Source organism: Burkholderia cenocepacia, from assembly GCF_900446215.1.
Classification (GTDB): Bacteria; Pseudomonadota; Gammaproteobacteria; order Burkholderiales; family Burkholderiaceae; genus Burkholderia; species Burkholderia cenocepacia.
Window position 1 is genome coordinate 268467 of sequence record NZ_UAQZ01000018.1, and the last position, 20361, is coordinate 288827.

Here is a 20361-nt window from a genome sequence, read left to right on the forward strand (position 1 = left end):
CTCCGGACCGACTGCCCCGTGCGACACGCCGGGCCGGCCCGGCCCACCGCCGCGCCGCTCGCGCTGGCGTTGATACTGGCGCTGCGCGCACTCGCCGCATGCGCGCAGCCGGTACCGCCCACCGCCGTGTCCGACGCCGCGGCGCAAGCCGACGGGTTGTATCTCGACGTGTCGCTCAATGGCGAACCGACGCACCGGATCGCCCGGTTCCGGCAGATCGACGGGCGGCTGTACGCGGCCTCCGCCGACCTGAACGATCTGGGCATCGCGACCGGCGGCCCCGCGAACGCACCGTCGAACACGCTCGTCGCACTCGATACGCTCGCGGGGCTGCACTACGCTTACGACGCCGGCCGGCAAACGCTCGACCTGCGCGTGCCCGACGCACTGCGCATTCCGCACACGTTCGATACGCGCGCGCTCGCCGCCGCGCCGCCGGCCACGTCCGGCCGCGGCTTCGTGCTGAATTACGATGCCTACGCGCAAACCATCGCGCGCGCACCGCTCGCGGTCTGGAGCGAGGCGCGCTATTTCGATCCGGCCGGCGTACTCAGCAGCACCGGCATCGCGTACCTGTACGACGACCGTCGGCGCTACGTGCGCTACGACACGTCATGGACCCGTTCGAATCCCCGCACGCTCACGACGACCCAGATCGGCGACACGATTTCGTCGTCGCTGTCCTGGACGCGCTCGCTGCGCCTGGGCGGCGTGCAGTGGCGCAGCAATTTCGGCCTGCGCCCCGACCTCGTCACGTTTCCGGTGCCCGCGCTGTCCGGCAGCGCGGTCGTGCCGACGTCGGTCGACCTGTACGTGAACAACGTGCGCCAGTTCAGCGGCGACGTGCCGAGCGGGCCGTTCGTGATCAACAGCGTGCCGGGCATCACCGGCGCGGGCAACGCGACGGTCGTCACGCGCGACGCGCTCGGCCGCTCGATCGCGACGTCGATTCCGCTGTACGTCGATACGCGCCTGCTGGCCCCCGGCCTCGTCAGCCATTCGCTCGAAGCCGGTTTCCTGCGCCGCGCGTACGGCACCGATTCGTTCGACTACGCGCGCACACCGGCGGCGAGCGGCTCGCTGCGCTACGGGATCAGCGAGCGGCTGACCGTCGAAGCGCACGGGGAAGCAACGGCCGGCGTCTACAACGCCGGCGCCGGCGTGCTCGCGCGCCTCGGCGAACGCGGCGTGGCGAACGCGTCGCTGGCGCTCAGCGCGCCGGGCAGGACCGGCGTGCAGGCGGGCGTCGGATACCAGTACGTGACGTCGCGCTTCTCGATCGACGCACAGACGCTGCGCGCATTCGGCGACTACGTCGACCTGGGCAGCCGCGAAGGCGTGCCCGTCTCGCGCGCCACCGATCGCGTGACGGTATCGTTCCCGTTCCTGCGCGCGCAAACGCTGTCGTTCAGCTATCTGGCCCTCAAGTATCCGGGCATCGCCGCGTCGCGGATCGGCTCGATCGCTTATCTCGTCAATCTCGGCGGGCTGACCTCGATCGCGTTCAGCGGCTTCCAGGACTTCCGGCAACGCGACGCGCGCGGCTTCTTCGCGAGCCTGAGCATCGGGCTCGGCGGCAACACGTCCGTCTCCGCGAACGCCGGGCGGCAGAACGGCGAATCGACCTACACGCTCAATGCATCGCGGCCGCCCGACTACGGCGGCGGCTTCGGCTGGAACGTGCAGGCCGGCACCAACGCGGGCACGCGCTACGGGCAGGGCCAGTTGCAGTATCTCGGCCGCGCCGGCCAGGTCACGCTGCTCGCGCAATCGTTCGACGGGCGCAGCAACGCGGCGGTCGACGTCACGGGCGCGTTCGTGCTGATGGACGGCCGGGTGATGACGGCGCGCCGCGTCGACGACGGCTTCGCGCTCGTCTCGACCGACACGGGGCGCGTGCCCGTGCTGCACCAGAACCGGCTGATCGGCGCGACGGACCGGGCCGGCTACCTGCTGGTGCCCGACCTGAATGCGTACCAGAACAATCGCGTCGCGATCGACGGCAGCGCGCTGCCGGCCGACGCGCGGATCGCCGACACGACGCTCGACGTCGTGCCGCAGGCCCGCTCCGGCGTGCTCGCGCACTTCGCCATCACACGCTACAGCGCCGCGTCGATCGCACTGCGCGCGCCGGACGGCACGCCGCTTCCGCCGGGGCTCGAGGTCCGCCACGTCGAAAGCGGCCAGCGCACGATCGTCGGCTACGACGGCCTGACCTTCGTCGACGGCCTCGTCGCGAACAACCACCTGCAGATCTCCGGCGGCGGCCGCGACTGCACCGTCGAATTCGCGTACCGGCGGCCGGACGACGGCACGCTGCCGCGCATCGGCCCGCTGACCTGCGGCCCGCGGTAGCGCGCGCCGGCCGCCCGCGTCGCGAATGTTAGAATCGCAAGATTCCCTCGGCGGCGCCCAGCCGCCCAACTCCCCTTCGAAGAATCGCCATGACGTCCCAACTGCACAAAAAGGGCGAGGCCTGGTCGGCCCGCTTCTCGGAACCGATGTCGGAGCTGGTCAAGCGCTACACGTCGTCGGTGTTTTTCGACAAGCGCCTCGCGCTCGTCGACATCGCCGGCTCGCTCGCGCACGCGAACATGCTCGCCGCGCAGAAGATCATCAGCGCCGACGACCTGGCCGCGATCGAACGCGGGATGGCGCAGATCAAGGGCGAGATCGAGCGTGGCGAATTCGAATGGCAGCTCGACCTGGAAGACGTCCACCTGAACATCGAGGCGCGCCTGACCGCGCTGATCGGCGATGCCGGCAAGCGCCTGCACACGGGCCGCTCGCGCAACGACCAGGTCGCGACCGACATCCGCCTGTGGCTGCGCGGCGAAATCGACCGCATCGGCGGCCTGCTGAACGACCTGCGCGGCGCGCTGATCGATCTCGCGGAACAGAACGCCGACACGATCATGCCGGGCTTCACGCACCTGCAGGTCGCGCAGCCCGTCACGTTCGGCCACCACCTGCTCGCGTACGTCGAGATGTTCACGCGCGACGCGGAACGCATGCGCGACTGCCGCACCCGCGTGAACCGCCTGCCGCTCGGCGCGGCCGCGCTCGCGGGCACGAGCTACCCGATCGACCGTCACGCGGTCGCGAAAACGCTCGGCTTCGACGGCATCTGCGCGAACTCGCTCGACGCGGTGTCCGATCGCGACTTCGCGATCGAATTCACGGCCGCGTCCGCGCTCGTGATGACGCACGTGTCGCGCTTCTCCGAGGAACTCGTGCTGTGGATGAGCCCGCGCGTCGGCTTCATCGACATCGCCGACCGCTTCTGCACCGGCAGCTCGATCATGCCGCAGAAGAAGAACCCGGACGTGCCCGAGCTCGCGCGCGGCAAGACCGGCCGCGTGAACGGCCACCTGATGGCGCTCCTCACGCTGATGAAGGGCCAGCCGCTCGCGTACAACAAAGACAACCAGGAAGACAAGGAACCGCTGTTCGATACGGTCGACACCGTCGCCGACACGCTGCGGATCTTCGCCGAGATGGTCGCCGGCATCACCGTGAAGCCGGACGCGATGCGCGCGGCCGCGCTGCAGGGCTTCTCGACCGCCACCGACCTCGCCGACTACCTCGTGAAGCGCGGCCTGCCGTTCCGCGACGCGCACGAAGCGGTCGCGCACGCGGTGAAGATCTGCGACGACCGCGGCATCGACCTCGCCGACCTGACGCTCGACGAAATGAAGCAGGAACTGCCGAACGTCGCGCACCTGATCGGCGACGACGTGTTCGGCTACCTGACGCTCGAGGGTTCGGTCGCGAGCCGCAACCATCCGGGCGGCACCGCGCCCGACCAGGTGCGTGCGGCCGTCAAGGCGGCCCGCGCCGCGCTCGGCAAGTAACGGCCTGCGGTTCCGGACGGACGCCTTCGGCGTCCGTTTTTCATTCGGGCGGCCAGCGCGCCGCCCGTCGCCTTCCCCGCTTCACGGACGCCCCCGATGACCTTCTCCGCCGCGCTCTTCGACATGGATGGCCTGCTCGTCGATTCCGAGCGGACCATCATGAACACGTGGATCGACGTGTCGAATGCGCACGGCGTCGTGCTGACCGAGATCGATTACCTGCAGATCGTCGGCCGTTCGTTCGCCGAAGGCCAGGTGATCCTGGCACGGCTGATCGGCGACCCCGCTACGTTCGACGCGGTGCGCGTCCGCGTGCGCGAACAGCTCGCGGCGCCCGAGCCGCATCCGAAGTTTCCGCTGAAACCCGGCGCATTCGCGCTGCTCGACGCGCTCGCGCAGGCCGGCATTCCGTGCGCGGTCGCGTCGTCGTCCGCGGGCGACGTGATCCGCGCGCGGCTCGGCGCGGTCGGCGTGCTGCCGTTCTTCCGCGCGATCGCGGGCGGCGACGAAGTCGCGCGCGGCAAGCCCGACCCGGCCGTCTACCGGCTCGCGGCCGAGCGCCTCGGCGTGCCGGCCCACGCGTGCGTCGCGTTCGAGGACAGCGACTTCGGCGCGCAGTCGGCCGCCGGCGCCGGCGCGGCGGTCGTCACCGTGCCCGACCTGAAGGCGCCGACGCCCGAGATCGTCGCGCTGAGCCTGCACGTGCTCGCGTCGCTCGACGACGCGATCGCGCTCGTGCCGTCGTGGTTCGGGTTGCAGGGCACGTCGCAGCCCGCGTAGGCAGCACACCGCGCCATGCAAAACGGGCACCCGAGGGTGCCCGTTCCGTCGTGTCGCCCACTCGAAAGCGGCGCGCCGTTACCGGTTGCCGGCCGTCTCCGACAGCCGCTTCATCGTCGCGATGCGCGCGCCGATCAGGTCGACGCGGCCATCCTCGCCGACGAGCGGCGCCGTCGCATCGCGGAACGCCACCCACGCGCGCTGCGCGCGCACGAGCGTCCCGGCCGAATGCGCGGGCATCTTGCGGCGCAGCTTCTGGTAATAGCGGTTCAGGTCGAACAGCGCATGCTCGCACGCGGCATCCTGCACGCACGGTCGCACGCGGCGCACCGCCGGCTCGCGCGGCGCGTTCGCCGGCTTCGTACCGGCCGGCGCGGCCGCCGCAGCCGCACCGCCCTGCGCACCGCTCGTCGCCGCAACCGGCACGGCGGCCGGCGGCGGCGCATAGCGATCGGCCGCCCCGCGCAACGCCAGCGCGCGATCGCGCACCGGCTGCAGCTGCAGGTCGGCGCTCGACATCGCATACGCGGTGCCGCGCGTCGTGTCGTACACGGCCTTCAGCAGCAGCACTTCGTCCTTGCGCCACGTGAGCCAGCGGCGCTGGCTGTCCTGCCAGCCGCGCTTCGCGTCGGCCGGCGCGTCCTTCAACAGGCGCTGGTACGCGCCGTCCATCACTGTCTGCCACTGCTGCTGCGCTTCGCCCATGCACTGGATCTGGCCGGCCGGCGACGACCGGTCGCGCCGCGCGAGACACTGCCGCATCGCGACGTCGATCGGGTCGGCCGCCGCGACTTCCGCATGGGCGACGCCCGCGCCCGCGAGCCCCGCCAATCCTGCCGTCCAGACGACGAGCGCGGCCAGCGCCGCGCGCATCGCCCGGAGTCGTCCGTGCGTCGCCATCAGTCGCGCACGCAGTCGACGAAGTACTCGACGCGGCCGTTCACCTCTTCCGCGACGAGGCCGTGGATGTCGGTGTGGAAGCCCGGGAAGCGCTCGTTGAAGTCGCGCGCGAACCGCAGGTAGTTCACGATCGTCTTGTTGAAGCGCTCGCCCGGAATCAGCAGCGGAATACCCGGCGGGTACGGCGTGAGCAGGATGCTCGTCACGCGGCCTTCGAGCTCGTCGAGCGGCACGCGGTCGATCTTGCGGTGCGCGAGCTTCGCGAACGCGTCCGACGGCTTCATCGCCGGCTCCATGTCCGACAGGTACATCTCCGTCGTCAGGCGGGCGATGTCGTTCGCGCGATACACGTCGTGAATCTGCGTGCACAGGTCGCGCAGGCCGACACGCTCGTAGCGCGGATGCTGCGCGACGAATTCCGGCAGCACGCGCCACAGCGGCTGGTTGTTGTCGTAGTCGTCCTTGAACTGCTGCAGCTCGGTCACCATCGAGTTCCAGCGGCCCTTCGTGATGCCGATCGTGAACATGATGAAGAACGAGTACAGGCCGGTCTTCTCGACGATGATCCCGTGCTCGGCCAGGTACTTCGTGACGATCGCGGCCGGAATGCCGGTCTCGCCGAACTCGCCGTCGACGTCGAGCCCCGGCGTGATGATCGTCGCCTTGATCGGGTCGAGCATGTTGAAGCCTTCCGCGAGCGGGCCGAAGCCGTGCCAGTGGTCGTTCGGCTTCAGCATCCAGTCCTCGCGCGAACCGATGCCTTCCTCGGACAGGTTGTCCGGGCCCCACACGCTGAAGAACCAGTCGTCGCCGTACTCGGCGTCGACCTTGCGCATCGCGCGGCGGAAGTCGATCGCCTCGGCGATCGATTCCTCGACGAGCGCGGTGCCGCCCGGCGGCTCCATCATCGCGGCCGCGACGTCGCACGACGCGATGATCGCGTACTGCGGGCTCGTCGACGTGTGCATCAGGTACGCCTCGTTGAAGCGGTGCTTGTCGAACGTGCGGTTCTCCGAATCCTGCACGACGATCTGCGACGCCTGCGAGATGCCCGCGAGCAGCTTGTGCGTCGAGTGCGTCGCGAACACGAGCGCGCCCGTGCGCGGCCGACCGTCGCCGATCGCGTGCATGTCGCGGTAGAAATCGTGGAACGTCGCGTGCGGCAGCCATGCTTCGTCGAAGTGCAGCGTGTCGAGCAGGTCGCCGAGCAGGTCCTTGATCATCTCGACGTTGTAGACCACGCCGTCGTACGTGCTTTGCGTGATCGTCAGGATGCGCGGCTTCATGTCCGGGTTCTCGCGCAGCGCCTCGCGCGCGAACGGGTTCGCCTCGATCTTCTTGCGGATGTTCTCCGGCTTGAATTCGTCGCGCGGGATCGGCCCGATGATGCCGAAATGGTTGCGCGTCGGCGTGAGGAACACGGGAATCGCGCCCGTCATCGTGATCGCGTGCAGGATCGACTTGTGGCAGTTGCGGTCGACCAGCACGATGTCGCCGGGCGCGACCGTCGCGTGCCAGACGATCTTGTTCGACGTCGACGTGCCGTTGGTCACGAAGAACAGGTGGTCGGCGCTGAAGATGCGCGCCGCGTTGCGTTCGGACGCCGCCACCGGGCCGGTGTGGTCGAGCAGCTGGCCGAGTTCGTCCACCGCGTTGCACACGTCCGCGCGCAGCATGTTCTCGCCGAAGAACTGGTGGAACATCTGGCCGAGCGGGTTCTTCAGGAACGCGACGCCGCCCGAGTGGCCCGGGCAGTGCCACGAGTACGAGCCTTCGTCCGCGTACTTGACGAGTTCCTTGAAGAACGGCGGCGCGAGCGAATCGAGATAGACCTTCGCTTCACGGATGATGTGGCGCGCGACGAATTCCGGCGTGTCCTCGAACATGTGGATGAAGCCGTGCAGTTCGCGCAGGATGTCGTTCGGCAGATGGCGCGACGTGCGCGTCTCGCCGTACAGGAAGATCGGGATGTCCGCGTTGCGGCGGCGCACTTCGGTGACGAACGCGCGCAGCTCGATGATCGCGGTCGCGAGCTCGGGCAGCTCGCCGTCCGGGCCGATTTCGCCGAGCATGAGTTCGTCGTCGTCGATCGACAGGATGAAGCACGACGCGCGGCTCGATTGCTGCGCGAACGACGTCAGATCGCCGTAGCTCGTGAGGCCGAGGACTTCGACGCCCTCCTTCTCGATCGCTTCGGCCAACGCCCGGATGCCGGAGCCCGAGATGTTCTCGGAGCGGAAATCTTCGTCGATGATGACGACGGGGAAACGAAACTTCATGGGCGATTCTCCAAAAAGAACGACCGCGGCGCGTCACGCGCAGCGGTCACCCGGAAACTGGTGAGACGTTATGCAACCAGATCAGGTTTTCGGCAGCGTGACACCGCGCTGCCCCTGATACTTGCCGCCGCGATCGGCGTACGACACGTCGCACACCTCGTCGCTTTCGAAGAAGAGCACCTGCGCGACGCCTTCGTTCGCGTAGATCTTCGCGGGCAACGGCGTGGTGTTCGAGAATTCCAGCGTGACGTAGCCTTCCCACTCGGGTTCGAACGGCGTCACGTTGACGATGATCCCGCAGCGCGCGTAGGTCGACTTGCCGAGGCAGACGGTGAGCACGGTGCGCGGGATGCGGAAATATTCGACGGTGCGGGCCAGCGCGAACGAGTTCGGCGGGATGATGCACACGTCGCCCTTGAAATCGACAAACGAACCCTCGTCGAAGTTCTTCGGATCGACGATCGTCGAGTTGATGTTGGTGAAGATCTTGAATTCGTCCGCGCAGCGGATGTCGTAGCCGTAGCTCGACGTGCCGTAGCTGACGATCCGGCGGCCGTCCTCGGACGCGCGGACCTGATCGGGCACGAACGGCTCGATCATCTTGTGCTCTTCGGCCATGCGCCGAATCCATTTGTCGGACTTGATGCTCATGCCAGCCTCCGCAGGGCCGTCCCGAGGCGGCTGGCCGTCCCCTCGGGGGACAGCGAACGAAGTGAGCGTTGGGGTCGTTTCATATCAGGGCGCCTGGAAACGCTGCGTGACGGTCAGGGAGGGCCGCTCGCGCAAGGCGGCGGCCGGGAAAGGCGGACATTTTACGCGATCATCGGCTCGCGCACGCGGCGGCCGTCAACGGATCACGCCGCAGGCCAGCGCGGGCCCCGCGCCATGCTGCGCAAACGCCGGGTCGCTCGCGTCGCGATGCACCAGCGCCGCACGGTTCATCGCCGAGCGCACGCCATCGAGGGCCAGATCGGGTGCGACGATGAAGCCGGCCGCGACGCCGTTCGCATCCGCATGGATGTTGCCGAGATCGCCGGCAACGCGCGCGCCGGCGCGCAGCCGGTCGGCGGCCGGCGCGAACACCTGGCCGGCGCTCGAGCCGTCGCCCGCATTGCAGTCGCCGCGTTCGTGCACCTGCAGCGCGTGATCGCTGTTCGGCGGCAGGCCGACCAGGTTGTAGGTGACCTGCACGCCGTCCGGGCGCTCGACGAACGTCACCGCACCGCGCGCCTGCGAGCCGACCGTCGGCTGCAGCTGGGCGTCGGCCCGTTTTTCGTGCGACGAGGAAAAGGAGGTACAGCCGGCCAGCAGGCCCAGCGCGGCGGCGGCCAGCAGCGCGCGCTGCGCGCGGCCGGCGCGCACGCCGTGATGTCGTTGTTTCATTCGATCCTCATGCCGGCTGACGGCCGTTTGACACGGCGGCCGCGCCGGGCGGGTAAAGGGACCCGGGAAAAGTCGCCATGATACCGCGCCTCGCGGCGCCGTAAACAGCGTGAGGCCCCGCCCCGCAAGGGTTTTACGTATTTTGAACAACGATCGACGGGAACTTCGACGTCATGTCGCGCGATCGCTCGGCAATCGCCAGCGCCACCCCGCGCGCGATGTCGCGGTAACGACGCGCGAGCGCGCCGTCCGGCTCGGCCGCGACCGTCGGCGTGCCGCTGTCGGCGCGCTCGCGGATCGCGATGTCGAGCGGGAGGCTGCCGAGCACGTTCACGCCGTAATCCTGCGCCATCCGCTCCGCCCCGCCCGCGCCGAAGATGTGCTCTTCGTGGCCGCAGTTCGAGCAGATGTGGATGCTCATGTTCTCGACGATGCCGAGGATCGGAATCCCGACCTTCTCGAACATCTTCAGCCCCTTCTTCGCGTCCAGCAGCGCGATGTCCTGCGGCGTCGTGACGATCACCGCGCCGGTGACGGGCACGCGCTGCGCGAGCGTGAGCTGGATGTCGCCCGTGCCGGGCGGCATGTCGACGATCAGGTAGTCGAGCTCGCGCCAGTTGGTCTGGCGCAGCAGCTGCTCGAGGGCCGACGTCGCCATCGGGCCGCGCCACACCATCGGGTTGTCTTCCTCGATCAGGAAGCCGATCGAGTTCGCCTGCAGCCCGTGGCCGACCAGCGGGTTCATCGACTGGTTGTCGGGCGACTCGGGGCGCTGGCCGTGGATGCCCAGCATCGTCGGTAGCGACGGGCCGTAGATGTCGGCGTCGAGAATGCCGACCGACGCGCCTTCCGCGGCCAGCGCCAGCGCGAGGTTCACGGCCGTCGTGCTCTTGCCGACGCCGCCCTTGCCCGACGCGACCGCGACGATGTTCTTCACATTCGGCAACAGCTTCACGCCGCGCTGCACCGTATGCGCGACGATCTCCTGCGACACGGCGACGCGTGCGTCGCGCACGCCCGGCACGGCCTGGAGCGCCGCGGCGACGCGCGCACGCACGTCGTCGTGCTGGCTGCGCGCCGGATAACCGAGCACCACGTCGAGCGCCACGACATCGCCGTCGATCGCGACGTTGCGCACGCCCTTGTTCGCCGCGTACGGGCGGCCGGTATTGGGGTCGACGACTGCCGCCAGCGCGGCGTCGACTTGTGCCCGGTCAATGCTCATCGAAACTCCGTGAAAACGTTTTTCTCGCGCGCAAACGTCAAAAAATATCAAATTACGCTGCGAAAATCGGGAAAAGTGAAAGAATCTGTTGCACGCCATTGCGCGAACGCGCGACCCGGCGCACTCTTCGCGTGCGGCACGCTATAGGGCCAAATCGGCCACTAACCGCCTATATTGTAGAGGCTGACGCGTCGCGCTGTCCGAACAGCCACGCTGACGGACAGGGCATGCGACCGCCTCGGCGGCTGCCGCGAGCGCAGGCCGGCCTTCCTTTTTCGGACGGCCCGCGCAGGGAGCCGTAACTGTTGTTTGTCGTCGTTGTCGACTCGTTCAACCAAGAGAGGAATCCAAGATGAACATGAAAATCGCGACTCGCCTGTCCGTATTCGCACTCGCCGGCGCACTGCTGGCAGGCTGCGCCACGCAGCAAGGCAACAATACGGCCGTCGGCACCGGCACGGGTGCGGCGCTGGGCGCGGGGATCGGCGCGCTGGCCGGTGGCGGCAAGGGCGCGGCGATCGGCGCGGGCGTCGGCGCACTGGTCGGTGGCGTGACGGGTTACAACTGGCAAGCGATCAAGAACAAGCTCGCACCGTCGGCAGCGCAGACGGGCACGCAGGTGACCGAGCAGCCGGACGGCTCGCTGAAGCTGAACGTGCCGAGCTCGGTCACGTTCGCGACGAACCAGTACGCGATCACGCCGGCGTTCACGCCGCTGCTGAACGACCTCGCGACGACGCTGAACCAGAACCCGCAAGTGACGGCATCGATCGTCGGCTACACGGACAGCACGGGCTCGGCCCAGCTGAACCAGACGCTGTCGCAGAATCGCGCGCAAAGCGTCGTGAACGCGCTCGTGCAGCGCGGCGTGAACGGCGGCCGCCTGTCGGCGCAAGGCATGGGCGCATCGAACCCGATCGCGGACAACGCGACCGAAGCCGGCCGCGCACAGAACCGCCGCGTCGAGATCTACCTGCGCGCACCGCAACAGCATCAGTAAGCGCGACCACGAGAGGAATCGTGCGGGCAGCCTGCCCGCACAGCCCCGCCTGGCAAGGCTTTGGGCGGGGCCGGTAACAAATCGAAAAAATTTTCGAACTTCTGTCGCAGGCCGTGGTCAGTATTTACGGTACGCGGCTGGTGTTGCCGGCGCGTCACCATTCTCCTCTTGTCGTTGTTGCTCCGGGGCCGTATCCGCCCCGGTTTTTTTTTGCCCGGAGAATTCGTGCTGCGCTGCAGCACAACGTCGCCGGGCATGCCGCGTGTGCGGCCTCGCCCCTTCCGCCGCCCGGTCCGCGGCGCCGGCCCGCCGCGCTGGCCCGCGCCCCTGCTAGAATCGCAGTTTCCCGTCGTTTTTCCCGCTGTTCTTCTCCAGACCCTATGTCCGCATCCGACCTCACTTCCGTGCAGGCTGCGGCGCCGCAAGGCAGCCGCCAGATCCTCGTTACGTCCGCACTGCCCTATGCCAACGGGCAGATCCACATCGGCCACCTGGTCGAGTACATCCAGACCGACATCTGGGTGCGGGCGCTGCGAATGCATGGCCATGAGGTCTACTACATCGGCGCCGACGATACGCACGGCACGCCGATCATGCTGCGCGCGGAGAAGGAAGGCCTGACCCCGAAGCAGCTGATCGACCGCGTGTGGACCGAGCACAAGCGCGACTTCGACAGCTTCGGCGTGTCGTTCGACAACTTCTACTCGACCGATTCGGACGAGAACCGCGTGCTGAGCGAGAAGATCTATCTCGCGCTGCAGGAAGCCGGCCTGATCGCCGAGCGCGAAATCGAACAGGCGTACGATCCGGTCAAGGAAATGTTCCTGCCGGACCGCTTCATCAAGGGCGAGTGTCCGAAGTGCCACGCGAAGGACCAGTACGGCGACAACTGCGAAGTGTGCGGCTCGACCTACCTGCCGACCGAACTGCTGAACCCGTATTCGGTCGTGTCCGGCGCGACGCCGGTGCGCAAGACCTCGAAGCACTACTTCTTCCGCCTGTCCGACCCGCGCTGCGAATCGTTCCTGCGCGAATGGGTGAGCGGCCTCGCACAGCCCGAAGCGACCAACAAGATGCGCGAATGGCTCGGCGACGCGGGCGAAGCCAAGCTCGCCGACTGGGACATCTCGCGTGACGCGCCGTACTTCGGCTTCGAGATTCCGGGCGCGCCCGGCAAGTATTTCTACGTGTGGCTCGATGCGCCGGTCGGCTACTACGCGAGCTTCAAGAACCTGTGCGAGCGCAACGGCATCGATTTCGATGCGTGGATCCGTCCCGGCTCGAAGGCCGAGCAGTACCACTTCATCGGCAAGGACATCCTGTACTTCCACACGCTGTTCTGGCCCGCGATGCTCGAGTTCTCGGGCCACCGCACGCCGACCAACGTGTTCGCGCACGGCTTCCTGACCGTCGACGGCGCGAAGATGTCGAAATCGCGCGGCACGTTCATCACCGCGCAGAGCTACATCGACACCGGCCTGAACCCGGAGTGGCTGCGCTACTACTTCGCCGCGAAGCTGAACGCGACGATGGAAGACATCGACCTGAACCTCGACGACTTCCAGGCGCGCGTGAACAGCGATCTCGTCGGCAAGTATGTGAACATCGCGAGCCGCGCGGCCGGCTTCCTGATCAAGCGTTTCGACGGCCGCGTGCAGGACAGCGCGATGAATCATCCGCTCGTCGCGAAGCTGCGCGATGCGATTCCGCAGATCGCCGCGAGCTACGAAGCGCGCGAATACGGCCGCGCGCTGCGCCACACGATGGAGCTCGCGGACGAAGTGAACGCATACGTCGACGGCGCGAAGCCGTGGGATCTCGCGAAGGATCCGGCCAACGCGGTCGCGCTGCACGAAACCTGCAGCGTGAGCCTCGAGGCCTTCCGCCTGCTGTCGCTCGCGCTGAAGCCGGTGATGCCGCGCGTCGCCGCAGCGGTCGAGGCGTTCTTCGGGATCGCGCCGCTCGCGTGGGCCGATGCCGCGAAGCCGCTGTCGTCGGCGCAGCCGATCAAGGCGTACCAGCACCTGATGACGCGCGTCGATGCGAAGCAGATCGAAGCGCTGCTCGCCGCGAACCGCGATTCGCTGCAGGCCGATGCAGCCGGCGCGGCCGCCGGCGGCGCCAATGCTGCGAAGGACGCGAAGAGCAACGCCAAGGCGAACGCGAAGCCGGCCGTCGTGAACGGCGCCGACGACGCGCCGATCTCGATCGACGATTTCGCGAAGATCGACCTGCGCATCGCGAAGATCGTCGCGTGCCAGGCGGTCGAAGGATCGGACAAGCTGCTGCAGCTCACGCTCGACGTCGGCGAGGAAAAGACCCGCAACGTGTTCTCGGGCATCAAGTCCGCGTACCAGCCCGAGCAGCTCGTCGGCAAGCTGACCGTGATGGTCGCGAATCTCGCGCCGCGCAAGATGAAGTTCGGCCTGTCCGAAGGGATGGTGCTCGCCGCGTCGGCCACCGACGAGAAGGCGGAACCGGGCCTCTACATCCTCGAACCGCACAGCGGCGCGAAGCCCGGCATGCGCGTGAAGTAAGCAGAACGCACTGCTGCCGCCGCAAAAAAGCCCCGCACGATGTCGAATCGTGCGGGGCTTTTTTATCGCTGCCCGGTAAGCCGCATCCGCCGTCACCGCTGCCCGAACCAGCGATCGAAGCGCCGCGTGTAGTTCAGGTCGACGCCCTGGAACGTGCCGCCGTACGCGGACACCGACCAGAAGCGCGTCAGGTTGATCGTCGCCTTGAACGCGTTGCTCGCCGATTGCAGCCCCTGCTCGAAGCCGAGCACGAACCGCTCGTTGATCGCCTTCGACACCAGCACGACCTGCGGATCGGTCAGGCCGACTTCGCTACGGCCGACCGACACCTCGTCGAGGCCGAAGGTCTGCGCGACGCGCTTGCCGGTCACGCTGCCGAGCAGCCCGAGCGCCGCCGTCATCGCGCCCTGCTGGCCGACGTTGTTGCCCTGGTCGGTGCCGTGCCCGAACAGCAGCCACGACAGCTTTTCATTGTCGGTGACGTTCGGCTCCGACACGAGCTTGACGGTCGGCGACTGGATCGTGCCCGTCACCTGCACGCCGGCCTCGACCTCCTGGTTGCGCCGCATCGCGAGGATGTTGACGCCCGGGTTCGATACCGGGCCGTTGAACGTGAAGAAGCCGTTCTCGATCGCGAGCTTGCGGCCGAACGTCGTGTACGTCGAACCTTCGGTCACACGCACGTTGCCGACCGCGCGCAGCGGCACGCCCGGCGCGCTCATCACGGTGATCGTGCCGCGCAGTCCCAGATCCGCGCCGTGCCCCTTGAAGCGGAAGTTGTTGCCGAGCCCGACGTCGATGTTCGCGCGCGGCGCGAGCGATGGCGCCGGCTTGTCCTCGACCGCCTTCGGCTTCGCGACCGCGGTGCCGGTCGGCGTCTCGCCGCGCACCGTGCCGTCCGGCTGCACGATCACGACGTCGTCCGACAGGTGCGGCGCCGATTGCTCGGGCAGGTCGAACAGCGCGCGGTCGACCACGAACTTGCCGTCGATCGACAGCGCGCCGCGCGGCCCGTCGTTCGCGACGGTGGCCTTGCCCGACAGCGACAGCTTGCGATCGGGCGCCGCGAACAGTTCGAGCTTGTCCGCGACGATGCTCGCGGTCAGGTCCGGCGCCTCGCCGTCGAGGCGCACGCGGCCGAGCGCGCGCAGCGTGCCGTCGCCGCCGTGAAATTCGACCTGCTGGAATTCGACGAGGTTGTCCGACAGCTTCACGCGCACGATGCCGTCCTTCAGCTGCACGCCCTGGTCGATCAGCGTCGCGGACAGCTCGTCGCCCGTCAGCGTCCCCGACAGGTTCGGTTTCACCGGCGTGCCGGAAACCGTCAGCTTCAGCGCCGCGCGCCCGCCGAGCAGGTAGCTCGGCCCGAACAGGTTGCCGGTGGTCTTCAGCGCCGGGATGTCGGCATCGATGCGGCCCGACAGCGGACCGTCGTCGACGATGCCGAACACGCCGTCGCGCAACGCGAACGGCACCGTGACGTTCGCGTCGAGCGTGCCGATCCGGCTCGCCTTCGCGAGCGCCGTCACGTTGAGCCGGTTGCCGGGCGCGAAGCTCGCCCGGGCGGACAGATCGGTCAGGCCGAGCGACGCGATGCCGCGCCCGCTCTCGATCGTCACGTCGCCGCCGCGGCGCTTCACCTGCACGTGGCCCGTCGCGTTCGCACCGAGCGAGAAATCCCAGTCGGCATCGAGCACGACGTCGGTCCGCACCGGCGGCCGCTGGCCGGTCAGCGCCTGGCGCACCTCGAGGAAACGCGCGACCGATGCGCCGGTCACGGTGCCCGCCGAGCGCATCTGGCCGCGATCGAACACGAACGATTTCAGGTCGATCGCCGCGCCTTCGAGCGTGAGCCGCGTCGCGCCGAGCGTCACGCGACCGGCGCCGGCCGATATCGTCAACGGCGCCTGCAGCGCGAGCGCCGGCGTGCCGCGATTCGCGAGACGCGTGACGGTGCCGTCCCAGCGCATGCCGTCGCGGTTCTCGACCACGCCGCCGTTCGCCGCGAGCGTCAGGTCGATCACGCGGCCGCTGGCCATCCCGAGCGCCGACGCGTCGAGCGTGTGCTTCGCGCGCGTGCCGTCGAGGTTCGCGCGCAACGACTTCAGCTTGAACGAGCCGAGCGCGATGTCGGCCGCGTCGGCCGTGAACACGAGCGCGCCGTGCGCGCCGTCGCGGATGTCCGCGCGGCCCTGGGCGGTGCCGATCCGGTTCGAGCCGACGACGACGTGCTCGGCCTTGTAGGTCGCCGTCACGTTCGGATGCGCGAAGCTGCCGGTCAGGTCGCCCTGCGCCTGCACGAGCCCTTCGATGCCGAAGCCGAGGCGGTCGAGCTGCGGCGCGTCGACGACGAAGCGCAGCCGGTCGCCGGGTGCGCCGAAGCTGCCGCGCAGGTCGACGTGGTTGCCGGCGATCGACAGGTTCGCGTTGCTCGGCAGGATGCGCGAGCCGGCGAGCTGCACGACGCCGGCGCCGGTCAGCGGCACGCCGTCGTACAGGCTGTCGGCGAGCTTGAAGGTCGCCTTCGTCGAGACCTGCGGCGCGAACGCGCCCGACGCGGTCAGCGTGCCCGACACGCGCGTTTCGCCGCGCTTGGCCGGGGCCCTGGCGGCCTTCGCCGGCGCCTTGCCGCCGCCCGCCTTCGGCGCGCTCATCGCGGCGAGCAGCAGCGGATCGAACGCGGTCAGCGTCGCCTTCGCGTCATAGCTCGAGTGCGCGTCGTGGCGGAACACGCCCGTCAGGTCGATGCGCCCCTTGGCCGCAGTCACGCGCGTATCGGTCAGCACGGTCTGCTGCCGCGTCAGCGCAACCTTGGCGCGCGCGCCCAGCGCGAGCTTCGGATCGTTCAGGTTGAAATCGACGGTCGTCACGTCGCCCGCGAGCGTCACGCCGAGCGGGCCGCCGAGGCGCATCGGCCGCAGTTCGGCGACGAACGCGTTCAGGTCGAGGTTCGCGACCTTCAGGTCGAAGCGGCCCTTGCCGCCCGTGAGCGTGCCGCCGCCCGTCACGCTGCCGTCCCGGATCAGCTTCAGCGCGAGGCCGTCGATCCGCTGCGCGTGCGCGTCGAGATGCACGGTCGCATGCACGTCGATCACCGGCAGCAGATGGTCGCCGAGCGTACCGGGTTTCGCGTTGACGATCGACACCGGGCCCGTCACCGCGAAGCCCTTCGCGGGCGCCGAGCCTGCCGGCGCGGTCACTGGTGCGAGTTCGGCGCGCACCGCGAGATCGGCTGCCGGCGCGCCGGGCGACAGTGCCTGCGGATTCACGTGGTCGAACGCGAGCGACGCACGCGTGAGCGGCACCGTGCCGAATGGCGCAGCCTCGACGTGCGCGCGCCCGTTCAGCTTCATCCCGCTCGCGTCGACCTCGGCGACGAGCGCCTCCAGCGAGCCCGACACACGGGCCCGCGCGTCGACCGCTTCGTCGGACAGCTTGCCTGCGTAGGTGGCTTCGCCCGTCAGCGCGAACGGCTTCACCCCGTCGAGCTTCGCGCGCGCGGTCAGCGCGCCGTACGGCGTATCGACGCCGTCGAGCACGAGTTCATGGTGACGGCCGTCGCTGCGGCCGTTCAGCGCGAGATGGTCGAGCTGCGTCGTCGAGCCGCCTTCGTGAATCGCGAGGCGATCGACGCGCAGGTCGTCGATCCGCACCTGCAGCGGCAGGCTCAGGTCCTGCGGCGTCGTACTCGGCGTCGACGGCCCCGGCGCGATCCGCACGTCGATCGTGCCTGCGCGCAGATAGGCGATGGACAGCCGCCACGGCGCACGCGTCAGTGCCCAGCGGCCGTCGAGCCGGTCGATGCGGACCTCGGTGCCGGTGCCGTCGGGGCTGGTCCACGCGAACCCGCGCAACCGCACGCCGGTCGCGAGCGAGCCGCCTTCGAGCGTGCCCGCGAGCCGTGCCCCGAGCACCTTGCCGGCCACCTGCCACGCGAGTCGCGTCCCGCGCTCGGTCGTCACCGCGCCGGCCACGAGCCCCACTGCCAGCACGACGAGCAGCACGACCGTCGCAAGCGTCCACGCGACGACACGCCACGCACGGCCACGGCGCGGCGCGCGCGGCGGCGTGTCGGGCGCACCGTCGGGCGAATCCGGATCGTGAGGCGGCGGCGTGTCGTTCGGGTCCTTCGTCATGCGGTTCGTCGTGCGGGTCGTCAGGTCGTCAATAGGGCGGCAGGTTCAGAAAGCGATGCCGAGCGTCAAATACGGGCGCACGCTGTGGTTGCGCAGGCCGTACGCGACGTCGACGTTGATCGGGCCGACCGGGCTGCGCCAGCGCGCACCGACGCCCACGCCCGGGTAGAACACGCGCTCGCCCCACGCATCGGTCGCGGTGCCGATGTCGAAGAACGTCGCGGCGCCCCAGTCGCGGTTGAACCAGTGCTGGTATTCGGCCGTACCCGTCATCAGGTACTTGGTCGGCAGAACGGAGCCGTCGACGCTGTTGCCGATGCTCTGGTAGCCGTAGCCGCGCACCGAGTTCGAGCCGCCGGCGCGGAACAGCAGCGACGCCGGCACGCCGGTCGAGCTGCCGCTCGTAAACACGCCGCCGAGCTCCGCGCGGAACACGAACAGGTCGCGCTTGCCGATCGGCAGGTATTGCTGCCCGCGCGCGTAGCCGCGGATGAAGGTCTCGTCGGCCAGCACGCCCTTGACCGCGAAGCCGGCCTCCGCATGAATCAGGTTGCCCGAGCGCGGAAACAGCGGATCGTCGACGTTGCGGCGGGTCCACGCCCATTGCGGCACGAGCGCGCGGCTCGTGGTCGGCCCCGCGCCGTTCTGGTCGAGCCGATCCTGGTAGTACATCAGCGAATACGAATAGTCGATGAACTGCCCGGTGCGCGTACGCTGCACGCCGACCCGCGCGCTGTAGATGCGGGTGTCCGACACGTTGGTGTTCGTGTACGACGCGAGCACGCTGTTGGTCCAGCCCTTCTCGCCCGGCGGCATCGACAGCTGGACCTGCCCGTACTGCTGGATCTGGTCGAGCCGGCCCGACACGGTCAGCGGCCACGCGGCGCCGAACGTGTCGAGATACGTATAGGAGCCTTGTACGTGCGGCCCCGTATCGGTGGCGAAGCCGACGCCGCCGCGGATGTTGTTGTACGGGAACTCGCTGACCTTCACGTGCACGGGCGTGCGCTCGGGCTTCGACGTATCGTCGCCGACGTCGATCGCGACGCTCGCGTAGTACGGCGTGTTCTGCAGCTGCCGCTGCAATTCCGCGATCCGCTGCACGTCGTAGATCTCGCCTTCCGACAACGGATTGACGTTCGTGACAATCTTTTCCGGATAACGACGCACACCGTCGACATCAACCTTGCCGATCGTGAACGTCGGGCCGCTGTCGAACGTGACCGCGAGTGTCGCACGCTGCGTGCGCGGATCGATGCGCGCCTCGGACGACGCGATCTTCGCGCCGAGATAGCGGCGCGCCTGCAGTTGCCGCAGCGCCGCGCCCTTCGCGCTGTCCCAGTCGGACTGCGTGAACGGGTCGCCCGGCTTCATCGAGAACGCGAAACGGGTGGCGGTCTCCTGCTTCGGATCCTCGGTCTCGACCGGCCCCTTGAACGTCAGGTCGACCGTCGACACGACGGTCTGCTTGCCCGGGTCGACGGCGATGCGCACGTCGCGCTTGCCGTCGCGCGTGCGCACGTCGGTGCGCACGACCGGCGAGAAATAGCCGGCCGTCGCGGCCAGGTCGCGCACCTGCTGCGGCGTGGCGGTCACGAGGAAGTCGAACTGGTCGTCGCTGATGTCGTCGCGCTTCGCGAAGCGCGCGATGTCGAGATGGGTCTTGAGGAGCTTGCGGATCGAGCGCGGCGCGTCGATGTCGACGTCGTACTTCGCGTGGGCCGGCACCGCGAAGCACGCGGCCAGGCAACCCGCGAGGGCCGCCCGCGCGACGCGGGCCGCGGCGCCGGCGCGAGCGCGTGCCGCGCGCGGGCCCGCGTCATGCGCCGTGTGTGCTTGCTGGTTCGACTGCCCCGCCAAATATGACCTCGCCGTCCTGGATTGTCACGGTTTCGTGGAAAACCCTGTATTTGACCACAGGGCGCGGGCGTCACAGCCAAACGATTGTGAAAGAGTGCTAGGCGCCGGCCCGCGGTTTCGACGCGCGATTGGCGCCGGCTGTTCCCCGTGATGCGGTAAAATCCCGCCATCGCGAATCCGGCGCGTCGTGCGCCGCCCGAAACGGAAGATCCAGCCATGCCGTACCAGTCCGACGTCACGCAGTTCCTGAACCAGCTCAAGCAGCAGAAGCCGACGCTCGAAGAAGAGCAGCGCAAGGGCCGTTCCCTGCTGTGGGACAAGCAGCCGATCGATCTCGAAGAGCGCGCCGAGCAGCAGGAATCGCGCGTGAAGCAAACGCCGTACGTCTACTACCAGAACTTCTGACG

Annotated in this window: 13 protein-coding genes; 6 read left to right on the forward strand and 7 right to left on the reverse strand. The window is 68.6% G+C overall.

Annotated elements, in window-relative coordinates:
• The first annotated feature begins 18 nt into the window (after positions 1-18).
• From DTA15_RS37830 to DTA15_RS37840, 3 genes are all read left to right on the forward strand, one after another.
• Positions 19-2355, forward strand: coding sequence for a fimbria/pilus outer membrane usher protein (locus DTA15_RS37830; protein WP_006484012.1), 2337 nt, complete (start codon positions 19-21; stop codon positions 2353-2355).
• An 89-nt stretch (positions 2356-2444) separates the two neighbouring features.
• Positions 2445-3854 (forward strand): argininosuccinate lyase, encoded by a 1410-nt coding sequence (gene argH / locus DTA15_RS37835; RefSeq protein WP_006484010.1) that lies wholly within the window; start codon positions 2445-2447, stop codon positions 3852-3854.
• A gap of 96 nt (positions 3855-3950) precedes the next feature.
• The gene (locus tag DTA15_RS37840) at positions 3951-4634 is read left to right on the forward strand and encodes an HAD family hydrolase (RefSeq protein ID WP_006484015.1); all 684 of its coding nucleotides are present in this window, start codon (positions 3951-3953) and stop codon (positions 4632-4634) included.
• 78 nt (positions 4635-4712) lie between these two features.
• On the opposite strand, the gene DTA15_RS37845 is transcribed toward DTA15_RS37840, so the two are convergent.
• From DTA15_RS37845 to apbC, 5 genes are all read right to left on the reverse strand, one after another.
• On the reverse strand, positions 4713-5534 hold the full coding sequence (locus DTA15_RS37845) for a lysozyme inhibitor LprI family protein (protein ID WP_012492816.1): 822 nt from the start codon (positions 5532-5534) through the stop codon (positions 4713-4715).
• Positions 5534-7813 carry an arginine/lysine/ornithine decarboxylase gene (locus tag DTA15_RS37850; RefSeq protein ID WP_006491304.1) on the reverse strand — a complete coding sequence of 760 codons (2280 nt, stop codon included), beginning with the start codon at positions 7811-7813 and terminating at the stop codon, positions 5534-5536. Before DTA15_RS37850 ends, DTA15_RS37845 begins: the two co-directional genes overlap by 1 nt.
• 81 nt (positions 7814-7894) lie before the next feature.
• A complete protein-coding gene (gene dcd / locus DTA15_RS37855; protein ID WP_006398615.1) occupies positions 7895-8464 on the reverse strand; it encodes a dCTP deaminase in 570 nt (189 codons plus the stop codon).
• A gap of 195 nt (positions 8465-8659) precedes the next feature.
• Positions 8660-9196: a superoxide dismutase [Cu-Zn] gene (gene sodC / locus DTA15_RS37860; RefSeq protein WP_006493653.1), complete on the reverse strand. Its 537-nt coding sequence runs from the start codon at positions 9194-9196 to the stop codon at positions 8660-8662.
• 133 nt (positions 9197-9329) lie between these two features.
• On the reverse strand, positions 9330-10421 hold the full coding sequence (gene apbC / locus DTA15_RS37865) for an iron-sulfur cluster carrier protein ApbC (protein ID WP_006485416.1): 1092 nt from the start codon (positions 10419-10421) through the stop codon (positions 9330-9332).
• Between the two features lie 352 nt (positions 10422-10773).
• On the opposite strand from apbC, the gene DTA15_RS37870 reads away from it, so the two are divergent.
• Positions 10774-11421, forward strand: a complete 648-nt coding sequence (locus tag DTA15_RS37870) for a YiaD family glycine zipper/OmpA-like lipoprotein (RefSeq protein ID WP_006485420.1) — start codon at positions 10774-10776, stop codon at positions 11419-11421.
• A 380-nt stretch (positions 11422-11801) separates the two neighbouring features.
• A complete protein-coding gene (gene metG, locus DTA15_RS37880) occupies positions 11802-13958 on the forward strand; it encodes a methionine--tRNA ligase (RefSeq protein WP_006493649.1) in 2157 nt (718 codons plus the stop codon).
• A 92-nt stretch (positions 13959-14050) separates the two neighbouring features.
• On the opposite strand, the gene DTA15_RS37885 is transcribed toward metG, so the two are convergent.
• On the reverse strand, positions 14051-18094 hold the full coding sequence (locus tag DTA15_RS37885) for a translocation/assembly module TamB domain-containing protein (RefSeq protein ID WP_006485417.1): 4044 nt from the start codon (positions 18092-18094) through the stop codon (positions 14051-14053).
• A 45-nt stretch (positions 18095-18139) separates the two neighbouring features.
• Complete coding sequence (locus DTA15_RS37890) at positions 18140-19954, reverse strand: autotransporter assembly complex protein TamA (RefSeq protein ID WP_012492817.1); 1815 nt, start codon at positions 19952-19954, stop codon at positions 18140-18142.
• Between the two features lie 216 nt (positions 19955-20170).
• Between DTA15_RS37890 and DTA15_RS37895 the strand changes: the two genes are divergently transcribed.
• Positions 20171-20359 (forward strand): DUF3460 family protein, encoded by a 189-nt coding sequence (locus DTA15_RS37895; protein WP_006484044.1) that lies wholly within the window; start codon positions 20171-20173, stop codon positions 20357-20359.
• Positions 20360-20361 lie beyond the last annotated feature (2 nt).

Coding starts and splice junctions, on each gene's coding strand:
- argH (WP_006484010.1), top strand. CDS start 2,445: ATGACGTCCCAACTGCACAAAAAGGGCGAGGCCTGGTCGGCCCGCTTC.
- DTA15_RS37840 (WP_006484015.1), top strand. CDS start 3,951: ATGACCTTCTCCGCCGCGCTCTTCGACATGGATGGCCTGCTCGTCGAT.
- DTA15_RS37845 (WP_012492816.1), bottom strand. CDS start 5,534: ATGGCGACGCACGGACGACTCCGGGCGATGCGCGCGGCGCTGGCCGCG.
- DTA15_RS37850 (WP_006491304.1), bottom strand. CDS start 7,813: ATGAAGTTTCGTTTCCCCGTCGTCATCATCGACGAAGATTTCCGCTCC.
- dcd (WP_006398615.1), bottom strand. CDS start 8,464: ATGAGCATCAAGTCCGACAAATGGATTCGGCGCATGGCCGAAGAGCAC.
- sodC (WP_006493653.1), bottom strand. CDS start 9,196: ATGAAACAACGACATCACGGCGTGCGCGCCGGCCGCGCGCAGCGCGCG.
- apbC (WP_006485416.1), bottom strand. CDS start 10,421: ATGAGCATTGACCGGGCACAAGTCGACGCCGCGCTGGCGGCAGTCGTC.
- DTA15_RS37870 (WP_006485420.1), top strand. CDS start 10,774: ATGAACATGAAAATCGCGACTCGCCTGTCCGTATTCGCACTCGCCGGC.
- metG (WP_006493649.1), top strand. CDS start 11,802: ATGTCCGCATCCGACCTCACTTCCGTGCAGGCTGCGGCGCCGCAAGGC.
- DTA15_RS37885 (WP_006485417.1), bottom strand. CDS start 18,094: ATGACGAAGGACCCGAACGACACGCCGCCGCCTCACGATCCGGATTCG.
- DTA15_RS37895 (WP_006484044.1), top strand. CDS start 20,171: ATGCCGTACCAGTCCGACGTCACGCAGTTCCTGAACCAGCTCAAGCAG.